This window comes from Pseudomonas sp. A-RE-19 (genome assembly GCF_019956555.1).
Taxonomy (GTDB): Bacteria; Pseudomonadota; Gammaproteobacteria; order Pseudomonadales; family Pseudomonadaceae; genus Aquipseudomonas.
Window position 1 is genome coordinate 32,710 of sequence record NZ_JAHBDQ010000027.1, and the last position, 18,060, is coordinate 50,769.

14 protein-coding genes are annotated in these 18,060 nt (G+C 60.1%); 11 read left to right on the forward strand and 3 right to left on the reverse strand.

Features of this window, described 5'->3' with window-relative positions; all coding sequences use genetic code 11:
- Window positions 1-78: 78 nt before the first annotated feature.
- Window positions 79-897: a shikimate 5-dehydrogenase gene (locus tag KGB14_RS18135; protein WP_223488112.1), complete on the reverse strand. Its 819-nt coding sequence runs from the start codon at window positions 895-897 to the stop codon at window positions 79-81.
- A 235-nt stretch (window positions 898-1,132) separates the two neighbouring features.
- Here KGB14_RS18135 and KGB14_RS18140 point away from each other — a divergent pair, with 235 nt between their 5' ends.
- The 3 genes from KGB14_RS18140 (at window position 1,133) to KGB14_RS18150 (ending at window position 2,217) form a co-directional block, all read left to right on the forward strand.
- Complete coding sequence (locus KGB14_RS18140; RefSeq protein WP_223488113.1) at window positions 1,133-1,504, forward strand: hypothetical protein; 372 nt, start codon at window positions 1,133-1,135, stop codon at window positions 1,502-1,504.
- A gap of 235 nt (window positions 1,505-1,739) precedes the next feature.
- On the forward strand, window positions 1,740-1,934 hold the full coding sequence (locus tag KGB14_RS18145) for a hypothetical protein (RefSeq protein ID WP_223488114.1): 195 nt from the start codon (window positions 1,740-1,742) through the stop codon (window positions 1,932-1,934).
- 100 nt (window positions 1,935-2,034) lie between these two features.
- Window positions 2,035-2,217 carry a hypothetical protein gene (locus tag KGB14_RS18150; protein WP_223488115.1) on the forward strand — a complete coding sequence of 61 codons (183 nt, stop codon included), beginning with the start codon at window positions 2,035-2,037 and terminating at the stop codon, window positions 2,215-2,217.
- Here the strand turns inward: KGB14_RS18150 and KGB14_RS18155 are convergent.
- The gene (locus KGB14_RS18155) at window positions 2,214-3,275 is read right to left on the reverse strand and encodes an AI-2E family transporter (RefSeq protein ID WP_223488116.1); all 1,062 of its coding nucleotides are present in this window, start codon (window positions 3,273-3,275) and stop codon (window positions 2,214-2,216) included. The genes KGB14_RS18150 and KGB14_RS18155 overlap by 4 nt on opposite strands.
- A 156-nt stretch (window positions 3,276-3,431) precedes the next feature.
- On the opposite strand from KGB14_RS18155, the gene yegQ reads away from it, so the two are divergent.
- The gene (gene yegQ, locus KGB14_RS18160) at window positions 3,432-4,769 is read left to right on the forward strand and encodes a tRNA 5-hydroxyuridine modification protein YegQ (RefSeq protein WP_411740790.1); all 1,338 of its coding nucleotides are present in this window, start codon (window positions 3,432-3,434) and stop codon (window positions 4,767-4,769) included.
- A 472-nt stretch (window positions 4,770-5,241) separates the two neighbouring features.
- On the opposite strand, the gene KGB14_RS18165 is transcribed toward yegQ, so the two are convergent.
- Complete coding sequence (locus tag KGB14_RS18165; RefSeq protein WP_223488117.1) at window positions 5,242-5,610, reverse strand: hypothetical protein; 369 nt, start codon at window positions 5,608-5,610, stop codon at window positions 5,242-5,244.
- A 303-nt stretch (window positions 5,611-5,913) separates the two neighbouring features.
- Between KGB14_RS18165 and bcsQ the strand changes: the two genes are divergently transcribed.
- Genes bcsQ through KGB14_RS18200 form a run of 7 tightly spaced genes read left to right on the forward strand, consistent with a single transcriptional unit; the run spans window position 5,914 to window position 18,047 of the window.
- Window positions 5,914-7,074, forward strand: coding sequence for a cellulose biosynthesis protein BcsQ (bcsQ, locus tag KGB14_RS18170; protein WP_223488118.1), 1,161 nt, complete (start codon window positions 5,914-5,916; stop codon window positions 7,072-7,074).
- The gene (gene bcsA, locus KGB14_RS18175) at window positions 7,071-9,302 is read left to right on the forward strand and encodes a UDP-forming cellulose synthase catalytic subunit (protein ID WP_223488119.1); all 2,232 of its coding nucleotides are present in this window, start codon (window positions 7,071-7,073) and stop codon (window positions 9,300-9,302) included. The genes bcsQ and bcsA overlap by 4 nt, the downstream gene beginning before the upstream one ends.
- Window positions 9,303-9,343: 41 nt before the next feature.
- Window positions 9,344-11,602, forward strand: a complete 2,259-nt coding sequence (gene bcsB / locus KGB14_RS18180; RefSeq protein WP_223488120.1) for a cellulose biosynthesis cyclic di-GMP-binding regulatory protein BcsB — start codon at window positions 9,344-9,346, stop codon at window positions 11,600-11,602.
- Between the two features lie 7 nt (window positions 11,603-11,609).
- Entirely contained in the window at window positions 11,610-12,851 is a 1,242-nt protein-coding gene (gene bcsZ / locus KGB14_RS18185; protein ID WP_223488121.1) for a cellulose synthase complex periplasmic endoglucanase BcsZ, read from the forward strand.
- Window positions 12,827-16,690, forward strand: a complete 3,864-nt coding sequence (locus KGB14_RS18190) for a cellulose biosynthesis protein BcsC (RefSeq protein ID WP_223488122.1) — start codon at window positions 12,827-12,829, stop codon at window positions 16,688-16,690. Before bcsZ ends, KGB14_RS18190 begins: the two co-directional genes overlap by 25 nt.
- Before the next feature lie 17 nt (window positions 16,691-16,707).
- Window positions 16,708-17,376: an SGNH/GDSL hydrolase family protein gene (locus KGB14_RS18195; protein WP_223488123.1), complete on the forward strand. Its 669-nt coding sequence runs from the start codon at window positions 16,708-16,710 to the stop codon at window positions 17,374-17,376.
- Window positions 17,373-18,047, forward strand: coding sequence for an alginate O-acetyltransferase AlgF (locus KGB14_RS18200; protein WP_223488124.1), 675 nt, complete (start codon window positions 17,373-17,375; stop codon window positions 18,045-18,047). Before KGB14_RS18195 ends, KGB14_RS18200 begins: the two co-directional genes overlap by 4 nt.
- Window positions 18,048-18,060 lie beyond the last annotated feature (13 nt).

The window sequence follows — 18,060 nt, forward strand, 5'->3', positions numbered from 1 at the left end:
CCACAAGGTCAGCGCTGAACCTGTGGGAGCGAGCCTGCTCGCGAAGAGGCCGGCACAGCCAACCAAACTATTGGGATATCAGCTCCGGGCAAACGCCACGGCTTTCTGGAACTGCTCATCCGTCGGCCGCACGCCGGTGTACAGCACGAATTGCTCCAGGGCCTGGATCGCGATCACTTCCAGCCCGGTAATGACTCGTTTGCCTTCGGCACGACCACGTACGATCAATGGGGTTTCCGAGGGGATCGCCACCACATCGAAAACAGTTTCCGCTGCAGCGATCGCTTCAGGCTCGAACGCCAGTTGATCCGCTTCCGGCCCGCCATTCATGCCGATGGGCGTGACATTGATCAACATCAGCGGGCGCTGGGCACCCAATTCCGCCTGCCATGAGTAACCCAACGATTCAGCCAGGGAACGCCCGGCGCGCTCGTTACGGGCCACGATCAGGCCGTTTTTGTAACCGCCATCACGCAAGGCGCTGGCCACGGCCTTGGCCATGCCGCCACTGCCGCGCAGAGCGAAGGTCGAATCCTTGGGAACCTGATGGGTTTCGAGTAACTGGGCGATGGCGATGTAATCGGTGTTATAGGCCTTGAGGTGACCGTTGGTGTTTACGATAGTGTTAATCGATTGTATGGCCGCCGCTGATGCATCCAGCTCATCGACTAATGCGATACAAGCTTCCTTGAATGGCATCGACACCCCGCAACCGCGAATGCCCAAGGCGCGGATACCGCCCACGGCGCCCGGCAAATCCTGGCTGCTGAAGGCCTTGTAGTAAAAATTCAGGCCCAGTTGTTCATACAAATGGTTATGAAACCGCAGGCCGAAATTACCGGGACGCCCTGAGAGCGACATGCACAGTTGGGTGTCTCTGTTAGGGTTCATCTGCATCCGAATCTCCTTCAATAGCACTTTCAGATGGACGGGAAGCCATTCCACCGGGTTCTGATCGATCATAAAGGCCTGCACCCGGCGCACAGCACCGTAAAGAAGCCGGTACAGACCTTACACAAAATTTACCCAACGGCTGTGCTGATTTTCAAAAAACGCTGTCTTAGAAGTATCCCCGCGACAACTTGCGTCTATTGCAGATGCAAGCGCCGGGTCGAAGAACCGAGGAACTATCATGATCCGTAAAATCCCCACAGTAGCCTTGCTGATCGGTGCTCTCGCTATCGCAGGGCAGGCAGAAGCAGGTGGTCATGGCGGCGGCTGGGAAGGTCCGGCTGTGTTTGGTGCGATCGTCGGCTCGGCAATCATCGGCTCGGCAATTATCGGCCGCGACCGTCCAGTGTATGTGGAGCAACCGGTCTACGTTCAGCCACAACCGGTATACGTGCAACCACCTCCTGTTTATTACCAACCGGCGCCGGTCTACGTACAACAGCCGATGTACTACCGCCCGGCACCGATTTATTACGGTCCGCCACGCGGGTATGGTCCACCGCGCGGCTACTACGGCCCTCCCCATGGTTATTACCGCGGCGACCGCTGGTAACAGCCCCATCAGGCCCCGCCTCAAGCGGGGCCTTTTTTGTGGCCACAGGGCGAGCGAAGTCTGAATAAATCTCGCCAAGGTCGCTGTCGGGAAAGTGCCGACAGATAAAGTTGGCATGATGGACTCAACCGCCCTTCCCCCGACTTGGGTGAAACGGTCATATTTATGTCATGACAGGGCCGCAAGCTTGGATCTGTCCGTAAACAACAGGTTGATAAAAACAAGGACGACCTTGATGCCCACACAAAACCCGCATCGCATTGTCGGCTTATGCACTTCCGGCAAGGTGTACAACGCACTGACCGAACTCAAGCACCTGGAAGGTCATCGCAGCGCAAAGTTTCTCTCGCTGCTGGCAGAAAGCCTGGTGCGCAAAGGCCTGCTCAACGAGCAGGAAGTGGTGCACATGCTCGATCAAGTGGTGTCTTGACCCCAGGACTCATTGGCGTCAATGACGACTATCGAAAGCGTTGATTGTCCGTTCAAGCGTCCGATCCGTAAGGTAGCCCCATAGATTAATGGAGGTACTTATGGCTCAGGTTCAGATCATGTCCGTTATCGGCAGCGCCGTTCCCGCACCGCTCAGAGCGCTAGGGTTGCTCGCCTGCTGGTATCTGGTGCAAGACGGCGAGCCAATCAGCGGTCCGCTCACGTCGCTTCCCGCCGCTCAGGCCCTGTCGCAACGTATCGACTCAAGCCAGCTCAGCGCTTAAGGCAGCTGAACCTTTGGCTTGGAATCGATGAAAATCGCCCAGCTCGACACGAATAAAGCGGCAATCAGCGGCCCGATAACAAAACCGTTCAGGCCAAAAAGCGCCAGGCCACCCAACGTCGAGATGAGGATCAGGTAATCCGGCATCTTGGTGTCCTTGCCCACGAGGATGGGTCGCAGGACGTTGTCCACCAGGCCGATCACGAACACCCCGAACAAGGTGAGCACTGTGGCCTGCCAGATCGCGCCGCTGAACAGGAAATACGCCGCTACCGGGATCCAGACGATACCCGCGCCCACCGCCGGCAACAGCGACAGAAACGCCATCAACACCGCCCAGAGCAGCACGCTCGGGATGTCCAGAAACCAGAAAATAAAACCGCCCAATGCCCCTTGCGTGATCGCTACCAGAAGGTTGCCCTTCACGGTGGCCCGCACCACGCGATTAAATTTCAGTTGCAAGCGACGTTTCTGGTTATCTTCCAGCGGTATCGCCGCACGTACTTTACGCGCCAGTTCAGCCCCATCCCGCAGAAAGAAAAACAGCAGGTACAGCATGACGAAAAAGCTCACCACGAATTCGAACGTCCCCTGACCAAAGCTGAATGCCTGGGTCGCGACAAACTGGCTACCTTGCATCGTGCTCTTGATGATTTTCTCCCGAAGCCCGCTCAGCTCGCCCATGCCGAAACGGTCGAGCAAGTATTGAACGTACGGGGGCAGGCTATGTTTGAACTGCGACACATGGCGGGCGATGTCCAGTTCGCCGCTTTCGATTCTGTTGTACAGCGCCGCGCCTTCCTGAACCAGCAAGGTACTGATCGTAATCACCGGCAGGATCGCGATCAGCACACAGACACTCAAGGTAAACAGGGCCGTCAAGTTGCGTGGCCAGCCGTACTTCAGGTGCAGTTGACGCTGCATCGGCGCGAAGAGAATGGCGAGGATGACCGCCCAAAACACCGCGCCATAGAACGGCAGCAGAATCCAGATGAAGGCAAGGCTGACCAGCGTCAGCAAAACCATCAGCGATGTGTTTTGTAGTTTCGTTTCATTCATGTCTGGTCCATTCAGTGCGCAGGAGCATGTGCGTCCTGATACTTAGGCCGCCACGGTTCGCGCGAGTGCCATCCGTTTTCATCAAGCATAGATCCAGATCAATAAACCCCACGGGCAAGCGGATTACCCTCGCACGCTTTTGCGATCGACACGCCCATGACCCCTACCATGACGCTCACGCCCCCGGAACTGCTCGCCCCCGCCGGCACCCTGAAAAACATGCGTTATGCCTTCGCCTACGGCGCCGACGCGGTGTACGCCGGCCAGCCGCGCTACAGCTTGCGGGTGCGCAACAACGAATTTGATCACGCCAACCTCGCGCTCGGCATCGCCGAGGCCCAGGCTCAGGGCAAGCGCTTCTATGTGGTGGTGAACATCGCCCCGCACAACGCCAAACTCAAAACGTTCCTCAAGGACCTGGAACCGGTGATCGCCATGGCGCCGGATGCGCTGATCATGTCCGACCCCGGCCTGATCATGCTGGTGCGCCGGCACTTCCCGCAGATGCCGATCCACCTCTCGGTACAGGCCAACACGGTGAACTGGGCCAGCGTCGAGTTCTGGCAGCAACAGGGCTTGAGCCGGATCATCCTGTCCCGTGAACTGTCGCTGGAAGAAATCGCCGAAATCCGCCAGCACGTCCCGGCGATGGAGCTGGAGGTGTTCGTTCACGGCGCGCTGTGCATGGCCTATTCCGGGCGCTGCCTGTTGTCGGGCTACATGAACAAGCGCGATGCCAATCAGGGCAGCTGCACCAACGCCTGTCGCTGGAAATACTCGGCGACACCGGCCCGCGAAAATCAGCTCGGCGAGATCGTTCAGCAATTCCAGCCAGAGCCTACCCTGGGCATCGGCGCGCCGACCGATCAGGTGTTCCTGCTGCAAGAAGCCAATCGCCCTGACGAACTGATGCCCGCGTTCGAAGATGAACACGGCACGTACATCATGAACGCCAAGGACCTGCGCGCGGTCCAGCATGTCGAGCGCCTGACGCAGATGGGCGTGCATTCCCTGAAGATCGAAGGTCGGACCAAATCGCACTTCTATTGCGCGCGCACCACCCAGGTGTATCGCCGCGCGATCGATGATGCGGTGGCTGGCCGAGCGTTCGATCGCAGCCTGATGACCGACCTGGAATCCCTGGCCCAGCGCGGCTACACCGAAGGGTTTCTGCGTCGACATGTGCATGACGAATACCAGAACTACCAGAACGGCAGTTCGGTGTCAGAGCGCCAACAGTTCGTGGGCGAATTGACCGGCGAACGCCGAGATCGGCTGGCCGAGGTGCGGGTGAAGAATCGCTTTGGTTTGGGCGATCACCTGGAACTGATGACGCCCAAGGGCAACTTCCACTTCGATTTGCATCAGCTGCAGAACGTCAAAGGCGAGGCGGTTGAAGTGGCGCCGGGGGATGGGCACACAGTGTATGTGCCGATACCGGATGCGGTGGATTTGCGTTTCGGGTTGTTGATGCGGGATGTGGGTGCGAGTTAAAGCCGTCAAAGACATGGCGCCAATCCTGTGGCAGCTGCGTATCAAACACTGCCACAACACTGTCGCCAGGGTGCGCGACAAATAAGTGAGGTAATAGCACGAATGGATTTGCCAGGACCGAAGTAAATCATGGCTTGTACATCAACGCGGCATCCCGACTCGCGTTCTTTGCCCGAGAGGGCAATGACAACTGTTTGCACTAAGTATGGAAAGACGACGCGCAACCAGGCTGGCTTTATGTCGAGAGAGTATCCGGCGAGATCCAACTGTTCACGATTCAAGAGCAAACAGTGAACAAACCGGGGACCGAATGCATAGGGGTGGCGACAGGCCCGGCGTCACCCCCCAGGCCAAACCATAGATGGAGCGCCCGGAATACGTTATAAATCGAATGCCATTGAGTGATGTACCGTATTGAATCCAATTCACCTCCTCGAATACGCCTCGCTGCGCAGCAAAATAAAGATAGCCTTCAGCGATCCAATAAGCATTTCAAACGGTCCTCTGAAACGGCCGCCGAATAATTCGCCACGTCCATCGCCAGATCGGCCTCCACCAGCGCCTCCAGCAAGGCCGCTTGCGCCTCGAAGCGCAGCCCGCGCTTAAGCTTTCGCGCGGCGTGCATTTGATCCAGCAACACATGGGTCACTTGATAAGGGGGGCTGATTTTCAGGCGCTGCAGCCAGACGGGAAGTTCCTTTTCGATTTTACGTTGCCTGACATCCGCGACACCCGTCGCCTTATCTGGAAAAGTATTTTTTGAAACCGCCACGATCTCCTCAAATACATCAGTCAACTTCTTTAATATATAACCCAACATCAAATCATCAAAGGCGATCAATACTCACACTCCATTGCGCCGGACATTATTTCTCCGGATAAATACCCTAACTACTTGCCATCACACTACACCTTATTGCCCAATCATTAGTGGACGCATTCTAACATCCACACTTCACACCAATACATAACGTTTTAATAACACTTAACAAACCTTACTGACGTTTTATAACAATCATTGACTCTCAAACGCAGACACCCTAGATTAATGGCACTCTGCCAACACCCAGACAAGACAACGCATAAACTTTGTTAAGTTAATGGAATGCTGAGTTTCTAAGTTATTTCATTCCTGGTAAAACGCATGAAATATGTAGACGACATTACGAAACTCTTTACACGTTTTGGCGCCAATGCGGAGAGTTATCAGGAAATACAACCAAACTATAAAGATTTCAAAGACGACCCGGTTACGGTGGCTGAGCCAGAGCCGGTGGTGGCATTGTCTCCCCCACCAGCAGCGCCCCCTGTGTTTCTACTCGATGAGCCACCGCCTTCTTTATTGAGTGGCGCGCCGGTCGAGCCTGTGAGGAATGTTGTCCTCCCGCTACCTTCGCCCAAAGCCCCTCCCCTGACCGAGCCACCTGCGAGTTCTGCTACGGGTGATCGTCAGCGATTGAGCGACTTGTTGCATGAGCTCAATCAGGTTCGTAGAGACGGTCTGCCAGAAACGACTCGCAAGCGGACCCGGGCGAAGGTCATTGCTATCGTTTCGGCGAACGGTGGGGTGGGTAAAAGCACCGTCGCCGCAGGCCTGGCGAAAACACTTCGGCGCCCGGGCGGGCGAACCATCGCGATTGATCTGGACCCTCAGAACGCGCTGTCCAGCCACTTAGGTATCACCAGGCAGGTTCCCGGGCTGATCCAGCTCAGAGAGCAGGACGCAGACTGGGGCGCCCATCGCCTGCCGGGCTTTAGCGACAGTGAATGCCTGCCCTTCGGCACTGGCGAGGTGAACGATCGCCGATTGCTCAAGCAGTTGATGCTTGAAGATTCTGACTGGCTGAATCAGCACCTTGCGTCAATGAACCTCAGCGAAAACGATACCGTGATCCTGGACACGCCTTCGGGTGCCACCGTCTATTCGCAACAGGCCCTCGACGCCGCCGATCTGGTGCTGGTGATGACGGTGGCCGACGCGGCCTCCTACCTGGCACTGGACACCATAACCCAGTGGCTGGAGAGCAGCCGACGACGCGCGCAGCAGCACCGCTATGTGCTCAACCAGCGGGATGACTCGCGTTCGTTCTGCCGGGACATGGGCGTGCTGTTTGTGCGGCGGCTCGGCGCTAACCTGATCGGGACGATTCGCCTCGATCACCAGTTCAACGAGTCGCTGGCCTATGGTCGGGACCTGCTGCAGTACGCACCCGAGAGCACTGGCTGTCAGGACATTCTTTCGCTGTCAGGCGCGGTCCAAGCCCTGCTTTTCGCGGATGCTTGCAGCCAGCAGGGCACGCCATGACCGCCCAACTGAATCAGCTACCTGCAAAGACGTGGTGGTTGCAGGGGCTACTGGATACTGTCCAGGCTCGCGTCAGCCGATGGCCCCTGCGTTGGCGCCAAGTCCTGAAGATCTCAGCCGGGCTGATCGCGGCATTGTTGGTGCTGGGTATCCTCACTGCGCCGCTGAATCTGTATTCCCAGGCTGCGTTCGCCGCCGTCTGTTTTGCCGCCAGCCTGATCATCCGCAAGCAAGCCGGGCGTCTGGCGATCCTGACCCTGATCACCCTCTCGCTGATCGCTTCGCTGCGTTACATGTACTGGCGTCTGTCCGACACCCTGGATTTCGACAACTGGCAGGATGCCGTATTTGGCTACGGGCTGGTGCTGGCCGAACTGTATGCCTTGCTCGTCCTGGTCTTCGGCTATGTACAGACCGCCTGGCCACTGCACCGCAAACCGCAGTTTCTGCAACAGCCGCCCGCTGAATGGCCGACGGTAGACGTCTTCATTCCCACCTATAACGAAGCATTGGGCATCGTCAAACTGGTGGTGCTCGCGGCTCAGGCCATTGACTGGCCCGAGGGCAAACTGCGGGTGCACATGCTCGATGACGGGCGCCGGGAAGAATTCAAGGTTTTCTGTGAGCAGATTGGTGTCAACTACATCACCCGCGACAACAATCAACATGCCAAGGCCGGCAACCTCAACGAGGCACTCAAAGTCACCGATGGCGAGTTCATTGCCATATTCGACGCCGACCACGTGCCCACCCGCTCTTTCCTGCAGATCGCCATGGGCTGGTTTTTAAAGGACCCGAACCTGGCGTTGCTGCAAACGCCGCACTTTTTCTATTCACCCGATCCGTTTGAAAAAAACCTCGATACCTTTCGCTCGGTGCCCAATGAAGGTGAGCTGTTCTACGGCCTGGTGCAGGACGGCAACGACCTGTGGAACGCGGCCTTCTTCTGTGGTTCCTGCGCGGTCATCCGGCGGACTCATTTGCTGGAAGTCGGCGGCATCGCCACCGAAACCGTGACGGAGGATGCGCACACGGCACTCAAGCTCAATCGCCGTGGTTTCAATACCGCTTACCTTGCCATACCACAAGCGGCGGGCCTGGCCACTGAAAGCCTTTCCCGACACATCAGCCAGCGCATACGCTGGGCGCGGGGCATGGCGCAGATTTTTCGGACCGACAATCCGTTGTTTGGCAAAGGACTGAACCTGGGGCAGCGCATCTGCTACCTCAACGCCATGATGCACTTTTTCTACAGCCTGCCCCGCCTGGTGTTCTTGACCGCCCCCTTGGCCTACCTGTTTTTCGACGCGCAGATTTTCCATGCCTCGGCGTTGATGGTCACGGTCTATGTACTGCCGCATATCTTCCATTCCAGCCTGACCACCTCCAGCATCCAGGGGCGCTTTCGCCATTCCTTCTGGAACGAAGTGTACGAGTCGGTATTGGCCTGGTACATCATGCGACCGGTGCTGCTGGCCCTGATCAGCCCTTCGCTGGGCAAGTTCAACGTAACCGACAAGGGCGGCACCATTGAAAAGGACTATTTCAACTGGAAGCTTGCGCGGCCTTACATCGTCCTGCTGACCTTGAACATGATCGGTCTGGCAATCGGTATGGTGAAACTGATCGGGAGTGATTCGGCCCAGGCCACTACCCTGCTGATCAACCTGGCCTGGACCGTGTACAACATCGTCATCGTCAGCACTGCCGTGGCGGTGGCCACTGAGTCCTCTCAGGTGCGCAACGAACCCAGGGTGCCCGCGGATCTGCCCGTGCGCGCCTATCGCGAAGACGGCACCTGGTTCGATTGCACAACCCGGGACTTCTCACAAAACGGCGTGGGTCTGGCACTGCCACCGCAGGTTCAGCTCAGCGTCAATGAGAAGCTGCGGCTGTGCATTCTGCGCACACCTCCCTCAAGCCTCTTCCCCGCAAAAACGGTTTTCAGCAACGACAACGTGGCGGGCGTGCAATTCGAGGCTCTGACCCTGCGCCAGCAAAGCGAGCTGGTGCGACTGACCTTTTCACGGGCCGACACCTGGGCCAACACGTGGGGTAACGGCCGCCTCGACGCGCCCATGTCAGCGTTGCGCGAAGTCAGCGGCATTGGCTTGCGCGCCATCCTGCGCTTGTTCGTTGCAACTCTAAAGGACAGCCAGGCGCTGCTGCGCAAACGCCCGGACGCTCCATCACCCATCGACTCCACCGCGGACACGCAACGATCTTGAATCCTTCCACTCGCCGGACCTTTCTTCCTCGTCACTCACTCATGCTGATCGCCTGCTCGTTAATGGGCTGGAGCGGCTGGGCGTTGAGTGCTGTCGCCCAAATCAGCGCCACAGAGCCGGCGGTGACGCCGGTCGCATCGTTGCCCGGGACCGATGCCCCGAGCAACAGCTATACCCGCACCCTCAAGGAGCTGGGCAAAAGCTATTCGATGACCCTTAAAGGCGTGGAAGCTACCGACAGTGTGAATTTCGATGTGCGCGCCGATGAAGTCGTCACGGCTGCGCAGGTCACACTGCAGTACAGCTACTCTCCGGCGCTGCTGGCCGATCTTTCGCAAATCAACGTGCTGATCAACGATCAAGTGGCCGCCAGCCTGCCCCTCCCGAAGGAAGAGGCCGGTAAATTGCAGACCCGGACCGTGCAGATTCCGCCGCAGACCATCACCGAATTCAATCGGCTCAGCCTGCAGTTCATCGGTCACTACACGATGCAATGTGAAGACCCTTTGCACTCCAGCCTGTGGGCCAGGATCGGCAACGACAGCCAGCTGAGCCTCCAGGTGTCCTCGATTAAACAGCCCAACGACCTGTCCGCTCTGCCGCTGCCCTTGTTCGATCGTCGAGACGCCTCGCTCCTGAAGCTGCCCTTCGTGTTCGCCGGACGCCCGGGCGGCCCCGAGCTTGAGGCCGCCGGTATCCTGTCGTCCTGGTTTGGCGCCCTGGCCAGCTACCGCGGCGCAACCTTCCCCGCCAGCCTCACCAGCCTGCCGGCCAAAGGCAACGCCGTGGTGTTTGTCAGCGGCAGCGAATCAACGACCTTGAGTGGTTTGCCGATCAAAGAGGCCACGGGGCCGACGTTGACACTCGTGAGCAACCCGAATGATGCTCAGGGCAAACTGTTGATCGTCTCCGGGCGCGATGGCGCCGATCTCAAGGTCGCCGCGACAGCGCTGGCCCTCGGTGGCTCGGCCTTTTCCGGGCAGAGCGTGGTGATCGACCGGATCGACTCGCTCAAGCCACGCCGACCGTACGACGCACCTAACTGGCTGCCCTCCGATCGCCCGGTTCGCCTGGGTGAACTGGCGAAGCCCGAAGAACTCAATGTGTCGGGTTATAACCCGGGACAAATGACGGTTGCGCTACGCCTGCCACCCGACCTGTTCAACTGGCGTGAACCCGGCGCGCAACTTGACCTGAAATACCGCTATACGCCGCAACCGGTCTCCACCAACTCTTCGTTGCTGGTCAACTTCAACGACACCTTCATCAAGTCGATCGACCTGCCTTCGATCGAGAAACTCGGCAACAGCAACAGCCTGCTGGCAATGCTCAAAACCGACGACAGCCTGGCCCGCACGTCGCGCATGCTGTTGCCGCTCAATTCCGTAGCGCTGCAATCGCGCCTGCAATTTCGCTTTATGTATGACTACATCAAACAGGGCGACTGCCGCGACATCATCATCGACAACATGCGCGGCGTGATCGACCCGGACTCGACCCTGGACCTCAGCCAATACGAACATTTCATGGCCATGCCCAACCTCGGGGTGTTCAAGGACAGTGGCTTCCCGTTCACCCGCATGGCCGACCTTTCTGAAACATCGGTGATCCTGCCCAACGAGCCCGGCCCGGCCGAGCTGAGCGCCTATCTGACCCTGCTGGGTCGCTTCGGCGACTCCACCGGTTATCCGGCCACCGGCGTGAAGGTGGTCCACGCCGACCAGGTGGCCGAGCAACGCGACCGGGATTTGCTGGTGCTCGCCTCGGGCAACAATCAACCGCTGCTGGAGCAATGGCAAAGCCTTCTGCCGGCCAAGGATGAAGAAGCTGCGCAGTACTTTGAACTGTCTGACCTGCCCTTGCGTCTGCGCAACTGGGTCAGCCCGGACACGAAAACCAATCTGCGTGAAGCGCGCAGCAGCCTCAGGTTTACCGCTGAGGACGGCAGTGCGTATCTGACTGGATTCGAGTCGCCGCTCAAGAGCGGGCGCAGTGTGGTGTTTATCGCCAGCGCAAGGCCCAACGGCTTGGCCGACGTGACCAACGCCCTGCTCAGCAGCGAAGAAAATGCCCACGAGTTGCAAGGCAGTCTGGTGGTGGTCAGGGGCAAGCATGTCGAATCCCTGGTCGCCGAGCAGGATTACTACGTCGGGAGCTTGGGCCCATTGCGCTATCTGCAGTGGTACCTCTCGCAAAACGTAATGGCGCTCATGCTGTTCACCCTCCTCGGGGTCCTGCTGCTTGCTTCGCTAGCCTACCTGGCCCTGCGCTTACGGGCCAAACGTCGTCTTGGTCAGTGAGCCGCGCATGCCTGTGTCATCCATGAGCGGCCGAGGTGTTTCACTTTGCCAGTGCCTGCGCGGTAACGCGCGCAGGTTGAGCGCTGTGCTTGCGCTTGCCCTGCTGGCGCCTGCGATAGCGGCCGGGAAATCCTGTGAGTCGCCAGCCTGGCCACTGTGGCAAACCTACGCAACGCGCTTCGTTCAAGACGACGGTCGTGTTCTGGAATCGAGCCTGGAGAACAATCACAGCACCTCTGAAGGGCAGGCTTACGGCATGCTCTTCGCGCTGATCGGCAACGATCAGCCACGCTTTGACAAACTCTGGCGCTGGACCTCGGCCAACCTCGCAGGCTCGGCCGCCGCCACACGCCTGCCGGGCTGGTTATGGGGGCAAGGCACGGACGGTCAGTGGCGCCTGCAAGACGCCAATTCGGCCGCCGACGCCGACCTGTGGATCGCCTACGCCCTGCTCGAAGCCGCGCGCCTGTGGCATCGGCCGGACTATCACCAGGACGCCCTGCACCTGATGGCGACGATTGAAGCGCAACTGGTCGTCAAGCTGCCCGGGCTGGGCCCGATGGTATTGCCCGGACCACAGGGCTTCGTCCAGCCGAACGCGCTCTGGCGCCTGAACCCCAGCTACCTGCCCCTGCCACTGTTACGGCGGCTGGCCAAGGAAGCACCCGCCGGGCCCTGGCAAGCGATTGCCAACAACGCCGCGACGATGATTGCCCAATCGAGCCACCACGGTTTCGTCGCTGACTGGGTCGCTTATCAAGGCACTTCAGCGCAATCGGGTGCCTTCGTAAACGACCCGATCAACGGCGACACGGGCAGCTACGATGCCATTCGCGTGTACCTCTGGCTGGGCATGAGTGATACCTCCGAACCGCTGGTGGCGCTCCTGCTCAAACGGCTGGGCGGCATGGCCCGCAGCACGGTCGCGACGGGTTCTCCTCCGGAAACAGTCCAGGTTCTCCACGGCAGTGTTCAGGGTCAGAGCCCGTTCGGGTTCTGGGCGGCACTGATTCCCTACCTTGAGACCAAGGGGCTACCCGGGTTGGCCGAACAACAACGACGCCGCGTGGAACTCGCCTTGCACGAGGCGCTGGCCAGGCCTGATGCCGACGCCGGCGCGCCGCGTTACTACAACTTCATGCTTAGCCTGTTCGCGCTCGGCTGGGCAGATAAACATTACCGATTCCGGGAAGACGGAACGCTGAAACTCTCCTGGGAGACCGCATGCACGCGCACCACCGCACGCTAGCCATCGCCGTCATGAGCGCATGGACGGCCGCTGCTGCCCACGCTCAAAGTCCGACACCACAGGCATTACTCGTCGAACAAGGGCAGTACTGGCAGTTGCACAATAACCCTCAACGCGCGTCGGAAGTCTGGCTGAAAGTCCTGCTGCTGGACCCGGCCCAGGTTGACGCACTGTATGGCCTGGGCTTGATCGGTGTGCAACAGGGCAAGCCACAACAGGCGCAGCAATACCTCGCCCGCTTGCAGGCCATCCAGCCACCGCCCAGGCAGGCACTGCAATTGGCGCAGGACATCAGCGTGGCCCAACCGCAGAACCAGCAGCGTCTGGAAGAGGCTCGGCGTCTCGTCGATGCCGGTGAGCGCGACAAGGCGACCGCCGTGTTTCGCTCGCTGTTCGATGGCCGTCCACCCCAAGGCACGATCGGCCGCGAGTTCTACAACAACCTTGCCTTCAATCAGGCTGACTGGGCTGAAGCACGCGGTGGATTTCAGCGCCTGCAACGGGAAATGCCCAACGACTCGATCGTCGCGCTGTTTTACGCCAAGCATCTGGTCCGCCATGAAGACAGTCGTGCCGAGGGCATCCGCGCCCTGGCGGCGCTGACCCGGCGTACCGACATTGCCGGTGATGCCGACGAAAGCTGGCGCCTGGCGCTGACCTGGATCGGTCCGCCCAACCCGGCACAAGTGCCGTTGTTCGAGGCGTACCTCAAGACGCATCCGGATGACATGGAAATCCGGGCGCAGATGAACAAGGGCAAGCAACAGCTGGCAACGACGGCCAGCAAGGAATGGCAACCGCCCGCCGAAGTCGCGCGCGGGCTGAAGGCGCTCAAAGAAGGCGATCAGGCCACCGCCGAACAGGCTTTTCAAGCACGCTTGAAAAGCCAGCCCGATGATGCTGACGCGCTGGGCGGCCTTGGGGTTGTTCGCCAGCAGCAACACCGACTGGCCGAAGCGGAAAAGCTCTTGAGCCAGGCCACACGACAACACGACGGCAGCCACTGGCAAGTTGCGCTGAACGAAGTGCGCTACTGGTCTGCGTTGCAGCAGGCCCGCGACGCCCAGGCCAAAGGCCAGACAGCCCAGGCACAGGTCTTGGTCAACCAGGCGCTGCGGCTCAATCCAAACGGGATGGACGCTCGCCTCGCCCAGGCGGACATTCAGGCCGGCGCGGGGCAGTTCGATGACGCTCAGCGCACCTATCGCCAGATATTGAACCTGCGCCGCGACGACCCTCAAGCACTGGAAGGGCTGGTCAATGTGCTGCTCAAGAGCGGCAAGAACGATGAAGCCCTGCAACTGATCAACAGCCTGCCCGCCACCGGACAGGCAAAGATCGGCCAGTCCGCACGCCTGCAAGCCTTGCGCGCGACGCAACTGGCCGCCCTCGCCGAACAACGCAACGACCTGCCCGCTGCGCGCAACGCCTTGCAAGACGCGCTGCGCGTTGAGCCGGACAACGTCTGGACGCGTTTCGCCCTGGCCCGTCTGAACCTGGCGATGGGCGAACCGCAAAAGGCTCGGGACCTGATCAACGCCATGCTCCAGGACCACCCCGACAATGCCGATGCGCTTTACGTCAGCGCCTTGCTGTCGGTTCAGATGCGTGAGTGGAAAGCCGCCCAGACAACATTGGGACGCTTGCGCCCCGACCAGCGCACCCCGGACATGGAAGCGCTGGCCGCTGATGTCAGCCTCAACCTGCAACTCAGCCAGGCGATCGAGTTGGGCAAGCGCGGACAGCGCCAGGAAGCCCTGACCTTGCTCGATCGTATTCAGCCGATGGCCAACAACAGTCCGGATCGCACGGCGAGCCTGGCTTCGGCCTATGTCGACATCGGCGAGCCGACCCGCGCGCTGACCCTCATGCGCGGCCAGTTGCAAAACACCACAGCGCCCTCGGCGGACTTCATCCTGCAATACGCCGCTGTCCTGCTTAAAACCGGAGAAGACGCACAGGTCAACGAGATTCTGCGCGACCTTCAGAACAGGCCCTTGAACGCGCCGGCTCGCAAGCGTTTCGACGACCTGCTCTATCTCTATCGCATCCGCCAGGCTGACCAACTGCGTGAGCGAGGCGATCTGGCCAGTGCCTATGACACGCTGGCGCCCGCACTGGCGCAACGTCCCGGTGACAGCGCTGCCGTCGCGGCGCTGGCGCGGATGTACTCGGCCAACAGCGACACGGCAAAAGCCCTCGAACTCTACAAACCGCTGTTACAACGTCAGCCAAACGACTCGCAACTGCTGTTGGGTGCCGCCAACGCGGCGGTGTTGGCACATGACACGGCCTTTGCCGAACAGGCACTGCAACAGCTGCTCAAGACCGAATCCGGTAACCCTCAAACGCTGACAGAGGCCGCCCGCCTCTACCAGAACATGGGCAAGACCGGCACGGCGACTGATCTGCTGCGCAAAGCGGTGGCCATTGAACAGAGCGAAAAACGCAGAAGCCAGGGCGGCCAACTGGCCGGTTCGACGGTGGCGCCCAACCCTTTTGCCGGGGTATCGGGTTCACGTAACGAAGTCAGTCGCGACACCTTGCTGGCAGCAATCCCGCCACCGGCTCAAGGGATGCCGGGCAGCGTGAGGTCTCACACCCCTTTTGGCATCGACGCCCCGCCAAGGCCGCAGCAGGCGAGCAATGCATTCGAGTCGCAGCTGCCGCGCGCAGCACTGGTGAGCGAGGACATCAGCCCCGCGCAACTGGCGCTGAATAAAATCCTTCAGGAGCGCAGTGCCTACGTCACCCAGGGCGTGAGCATTCGCAGTAACAACAGTGAGTCGGGATTGAGCAAACTGACCGATATTGAAACACCCCTGGAAATCAATATCCCGCTGGATGAAAGCCGCGTCGCCCTGCGCGTGACGCCGGTCTCGCTGAACGCCGGCAGTGCCAGCGGCGAGGCACTGCAGCGTTTCGGTAACGGTGCGCAGAGTGGCAGCGTCGGTTCGCAAAAAGCCGAGGGTGTCGGCCTTTCCGTCGCCATTCAACGGCCCGCCGATGGGCTCAAAGCCGATCTCGGCACCACCCCGCTCGGCTTCAAATACACCACCGCCACCGGCGGCATCAGCATTGATCGCCCGGTGAGCGACACCTCTAACGTCCGTTACGGCGTGAGTGTTTCCCGGCGCCCGGTGACTGACAGCGTCACCTCGTTTGCCGGCACCACGGACAAACGCAGCGGGCAGTCCTGGGGCGGTGTAAGCGCCAACGGCGGGCGTGGCCAGTTGAGCTATGACGACAACGAAGTCGGCGTCTATGGCTACGCCTCCTGGCACAAGCTATTGGGCAACCATGTCGAGTCCAACAACCGCAGTGAACTGGGCAGCGGTGTGTACTGGTACCTGCAAAATGCGACGGACAGCAAGCTGACCGTCGGCCTGAGCATGACCGGCATGAGCTACGCCAACAATCAGGACTATTTCACCTATGGCCACGGCGGCTATTTCAGCCCGCAGACGTTCTTCGCCCTGGGCGTGCCGGTGACCTGGGCGCAACGCACCGGGCGCTTGACGTATCAAGTCAAGGGCTCGGTCGGCGTGCAGCATTTCGAGCAGGACAGCGCCGACTATTTCCCGAACGACAAAGCCCTGCAGGCGGCCTCGGGACTGCGCTACGAAGGGCAAAACAAAACCGGGATCGGCTACAGCGTCGCCGCGGCGGCTGAATACAAGGTCGCGTCGAATTTCCTGCTGGGCGCCAATCTGGGCCTGGACAACGCCCGCGACTACCAACAACTCAGCGGTGCCTTGTCTTTGCGCTACCAGTTCGAGGAGATCAGCGGCCCCATGAGCCTGCCGGTCAGCCCGTACACCTCGCCTTATTCCAACTGATCATTCTGGAGCTTTCGATGCCCACTTCTGCCCTTGCCGGCCTGACTCTCCTTGTTCTTGGGGAGAGCCATATGAGCCTCGCGGACCATTTGCTGGAGCCGCTGCACGACAACCTGACTCGCCAAGGCGCCCAGGTTCATTCCATCGGTGCCTGCGGTGCCAGCGCCGGCGACTGGCTGATCAGCAAAAAGGTCGACTGCGGCGCCGAGCGCAAAGGCAACGACAAGATCGTGATCAAAGGGCGCGAAGCAACCACCACACCGATTCAGGACCTGATCGCCGCCGACAAGCCCGACCTGGTGGTACTGGTCATCGGCGACACCATGGCGTCCTATGACAAGCCGGTGTTTCCGAAGGCCTGGGCATGGCAAAGCGTCACCGGCCTGGCCAAGGCCATCGCGGCCACCGGGACCCGTTGCGCCTGGGTAGGCCCGGCCTGGGGCAAAGCCGGTGGCATGTACCAGAAGAATGATGCCCGCACCCAGTTGATGTCACAGTTTCTGGCCGCGAACGTGGCGCCTTGCACCTACATCGATTCGCTGACGTTCTCCAAACCCGGGCAGTGGGTCACCACCGACGGGCAGCACTTCACCGTCGCCGGTTATCAGGCATGGGGCACTGCGATTGGCGGTGCGTTGGCCAAGCTGCCCGCCGACCGCGTCAGCAGCACAGGAGCCGGCAAATGACCCGACCAGCACGTGGCTGGGCGCTGTTCGCGCCCTTGATGCTGAGCCTGCACGCCCAGGCCGCCGACATTGCCCTGTACCCGACGGGCCCGGATCAAGACTCGGCCTTCCTGCGTTTTATCAACGCCGCCGACCGACCGTTGCAACTGCTGGCCGAAGGCTCTCGGGCAAGCCTCAAACTGGAAGGCTCGAATGCCGTGTCCGACTACCTGCCCGTGCCCGCCGATCAGCCGATCAAGGGCACCCTGGAACGCAATGGCAAAAGCCAGCCGCTGGACATCCAGGTGGCAGCAGGCGAATTTGCCAGCGTGATCGCCTTGCCAGACAGCGCTCAAGGGATCCGCCAGGTCGTCATCCGTGAGCAACCCGACGACTTCAATAGCTTGAAGGCTTCGCTGGCGTTTATCAGCGCCGATCCAGCGTGCACCCAGGCCGGTTTGCGCGCTGCGGGGAAAAACGCCGACCTGTTCAAGGAGGTGGCCGACGGCAGCGTGCAACGCCGAACGATCAACCCAGTCAGCCTGTCGGTTCAACTGGTTTGCGCCCACACCAACGTCGGTGCCCCGCTTGACCTGGGCCAGCTCAAGGCCGGCGAACGCTACAGCGTTGTGCTGCTACCTGGCGCAAAGGGCCCTTACCTGCTGCTCGCGACTGACGTCCTGGCCCACTGATCGGATCGCGCCA

Excerpts from the sequence above, each read along its gene's own strand:
- KGB14_RS18135 (WP_223488112.1), bottom strand. The coding sequence starts at position 897 with ATGCAGATGAACCCTAACAGAGACACCCAACTGTGCATGTCGCTCTCA.
- KGB14_RS18140 (WP_223488113.1), top strand. The coding sequence starts at position 1,133 with ATGATCCGTAAAATCCCCACAGTAGCCTTGCTGATCGGTGCTCTCGCT.
- KGB14_RS18145 (WP_223488114.1), top strand. The coding sequence starts at position 1,740 with ATGCCCACACAAAACCCGCATCGCATTGTCGGCTTATGCACTTCCGGC.
- KGB14_RS18150 (WP_223488115.1), top strand. The coding sequence starts at position 2,035 with ATGGCTCAGGTTCAGATCATGTCCGTTATCGGCAGCGCCGTTCCCGCA.
- KGB14_RS18155 (WP_223488116.1), bottom strand. The coding sequence starts at position 3,275 with ATGAATGAAACGAAACTACAAAACACATCGCTGATGGTTTTGCTGACG.
- yegQ (WP_411740790.1), top strand. The coding sequence starts at position 3,432 with ATGACCCCTACCATGACGCTCACGCCCCCGGAACTGCTCGCCCCCGCC.
- bcsQ (WP_223488118.1), top strand. The coding sequence starts at position 5,914 with ATGAAATATGTAGACGACATTACGAAACTCTTTACACGTTTTGGCGCC.
- bcsA (WP_223488119.1), top strand. The coding sequence starts at position 7,071 with ATGACCGCCCAACTGAATCAGCTACCTGCAAAGACGTGGTGGTTGCAG.
- bcsB (WP_223488120.1), top strand. The coding sequence starts at position 9,344 with ATGCTGATCGCCTGCTCGTTAATGGGCTGGAGCGGCTGGGCGTTGAGT.
- bcsZ (WP_223488121.1), top strand. The coding sequence starts at position 11,610 with ATGCCTGTGTCATCCATGAGCGGCCGAGGTGTTTCACTTTGCCAGTGC.
- KGB14_RS18190 (WP_223488122.1), top strand. The coding sequence starts at position 12,827 with ATGCACGCGCACCACCGCACGCTAGCCATCGCCGTCATGAGCGCATGG.
- KGB14_RS18195 (WP_223488123.1), top strand. The coding sequence starts at position 16,708 with ATGCCCACTTCTGCCCTTGCCGGCCTGACTCTCCTTGTTCTTGGGGAG.
- KGB14_RS18200 (WP_223488124.1), top strand. The coding sequence starts at position 17,373 with ATGACCCGACCAGCACGTGGCTGGGCGCTGTTCGCGCCCTTGATGCTG.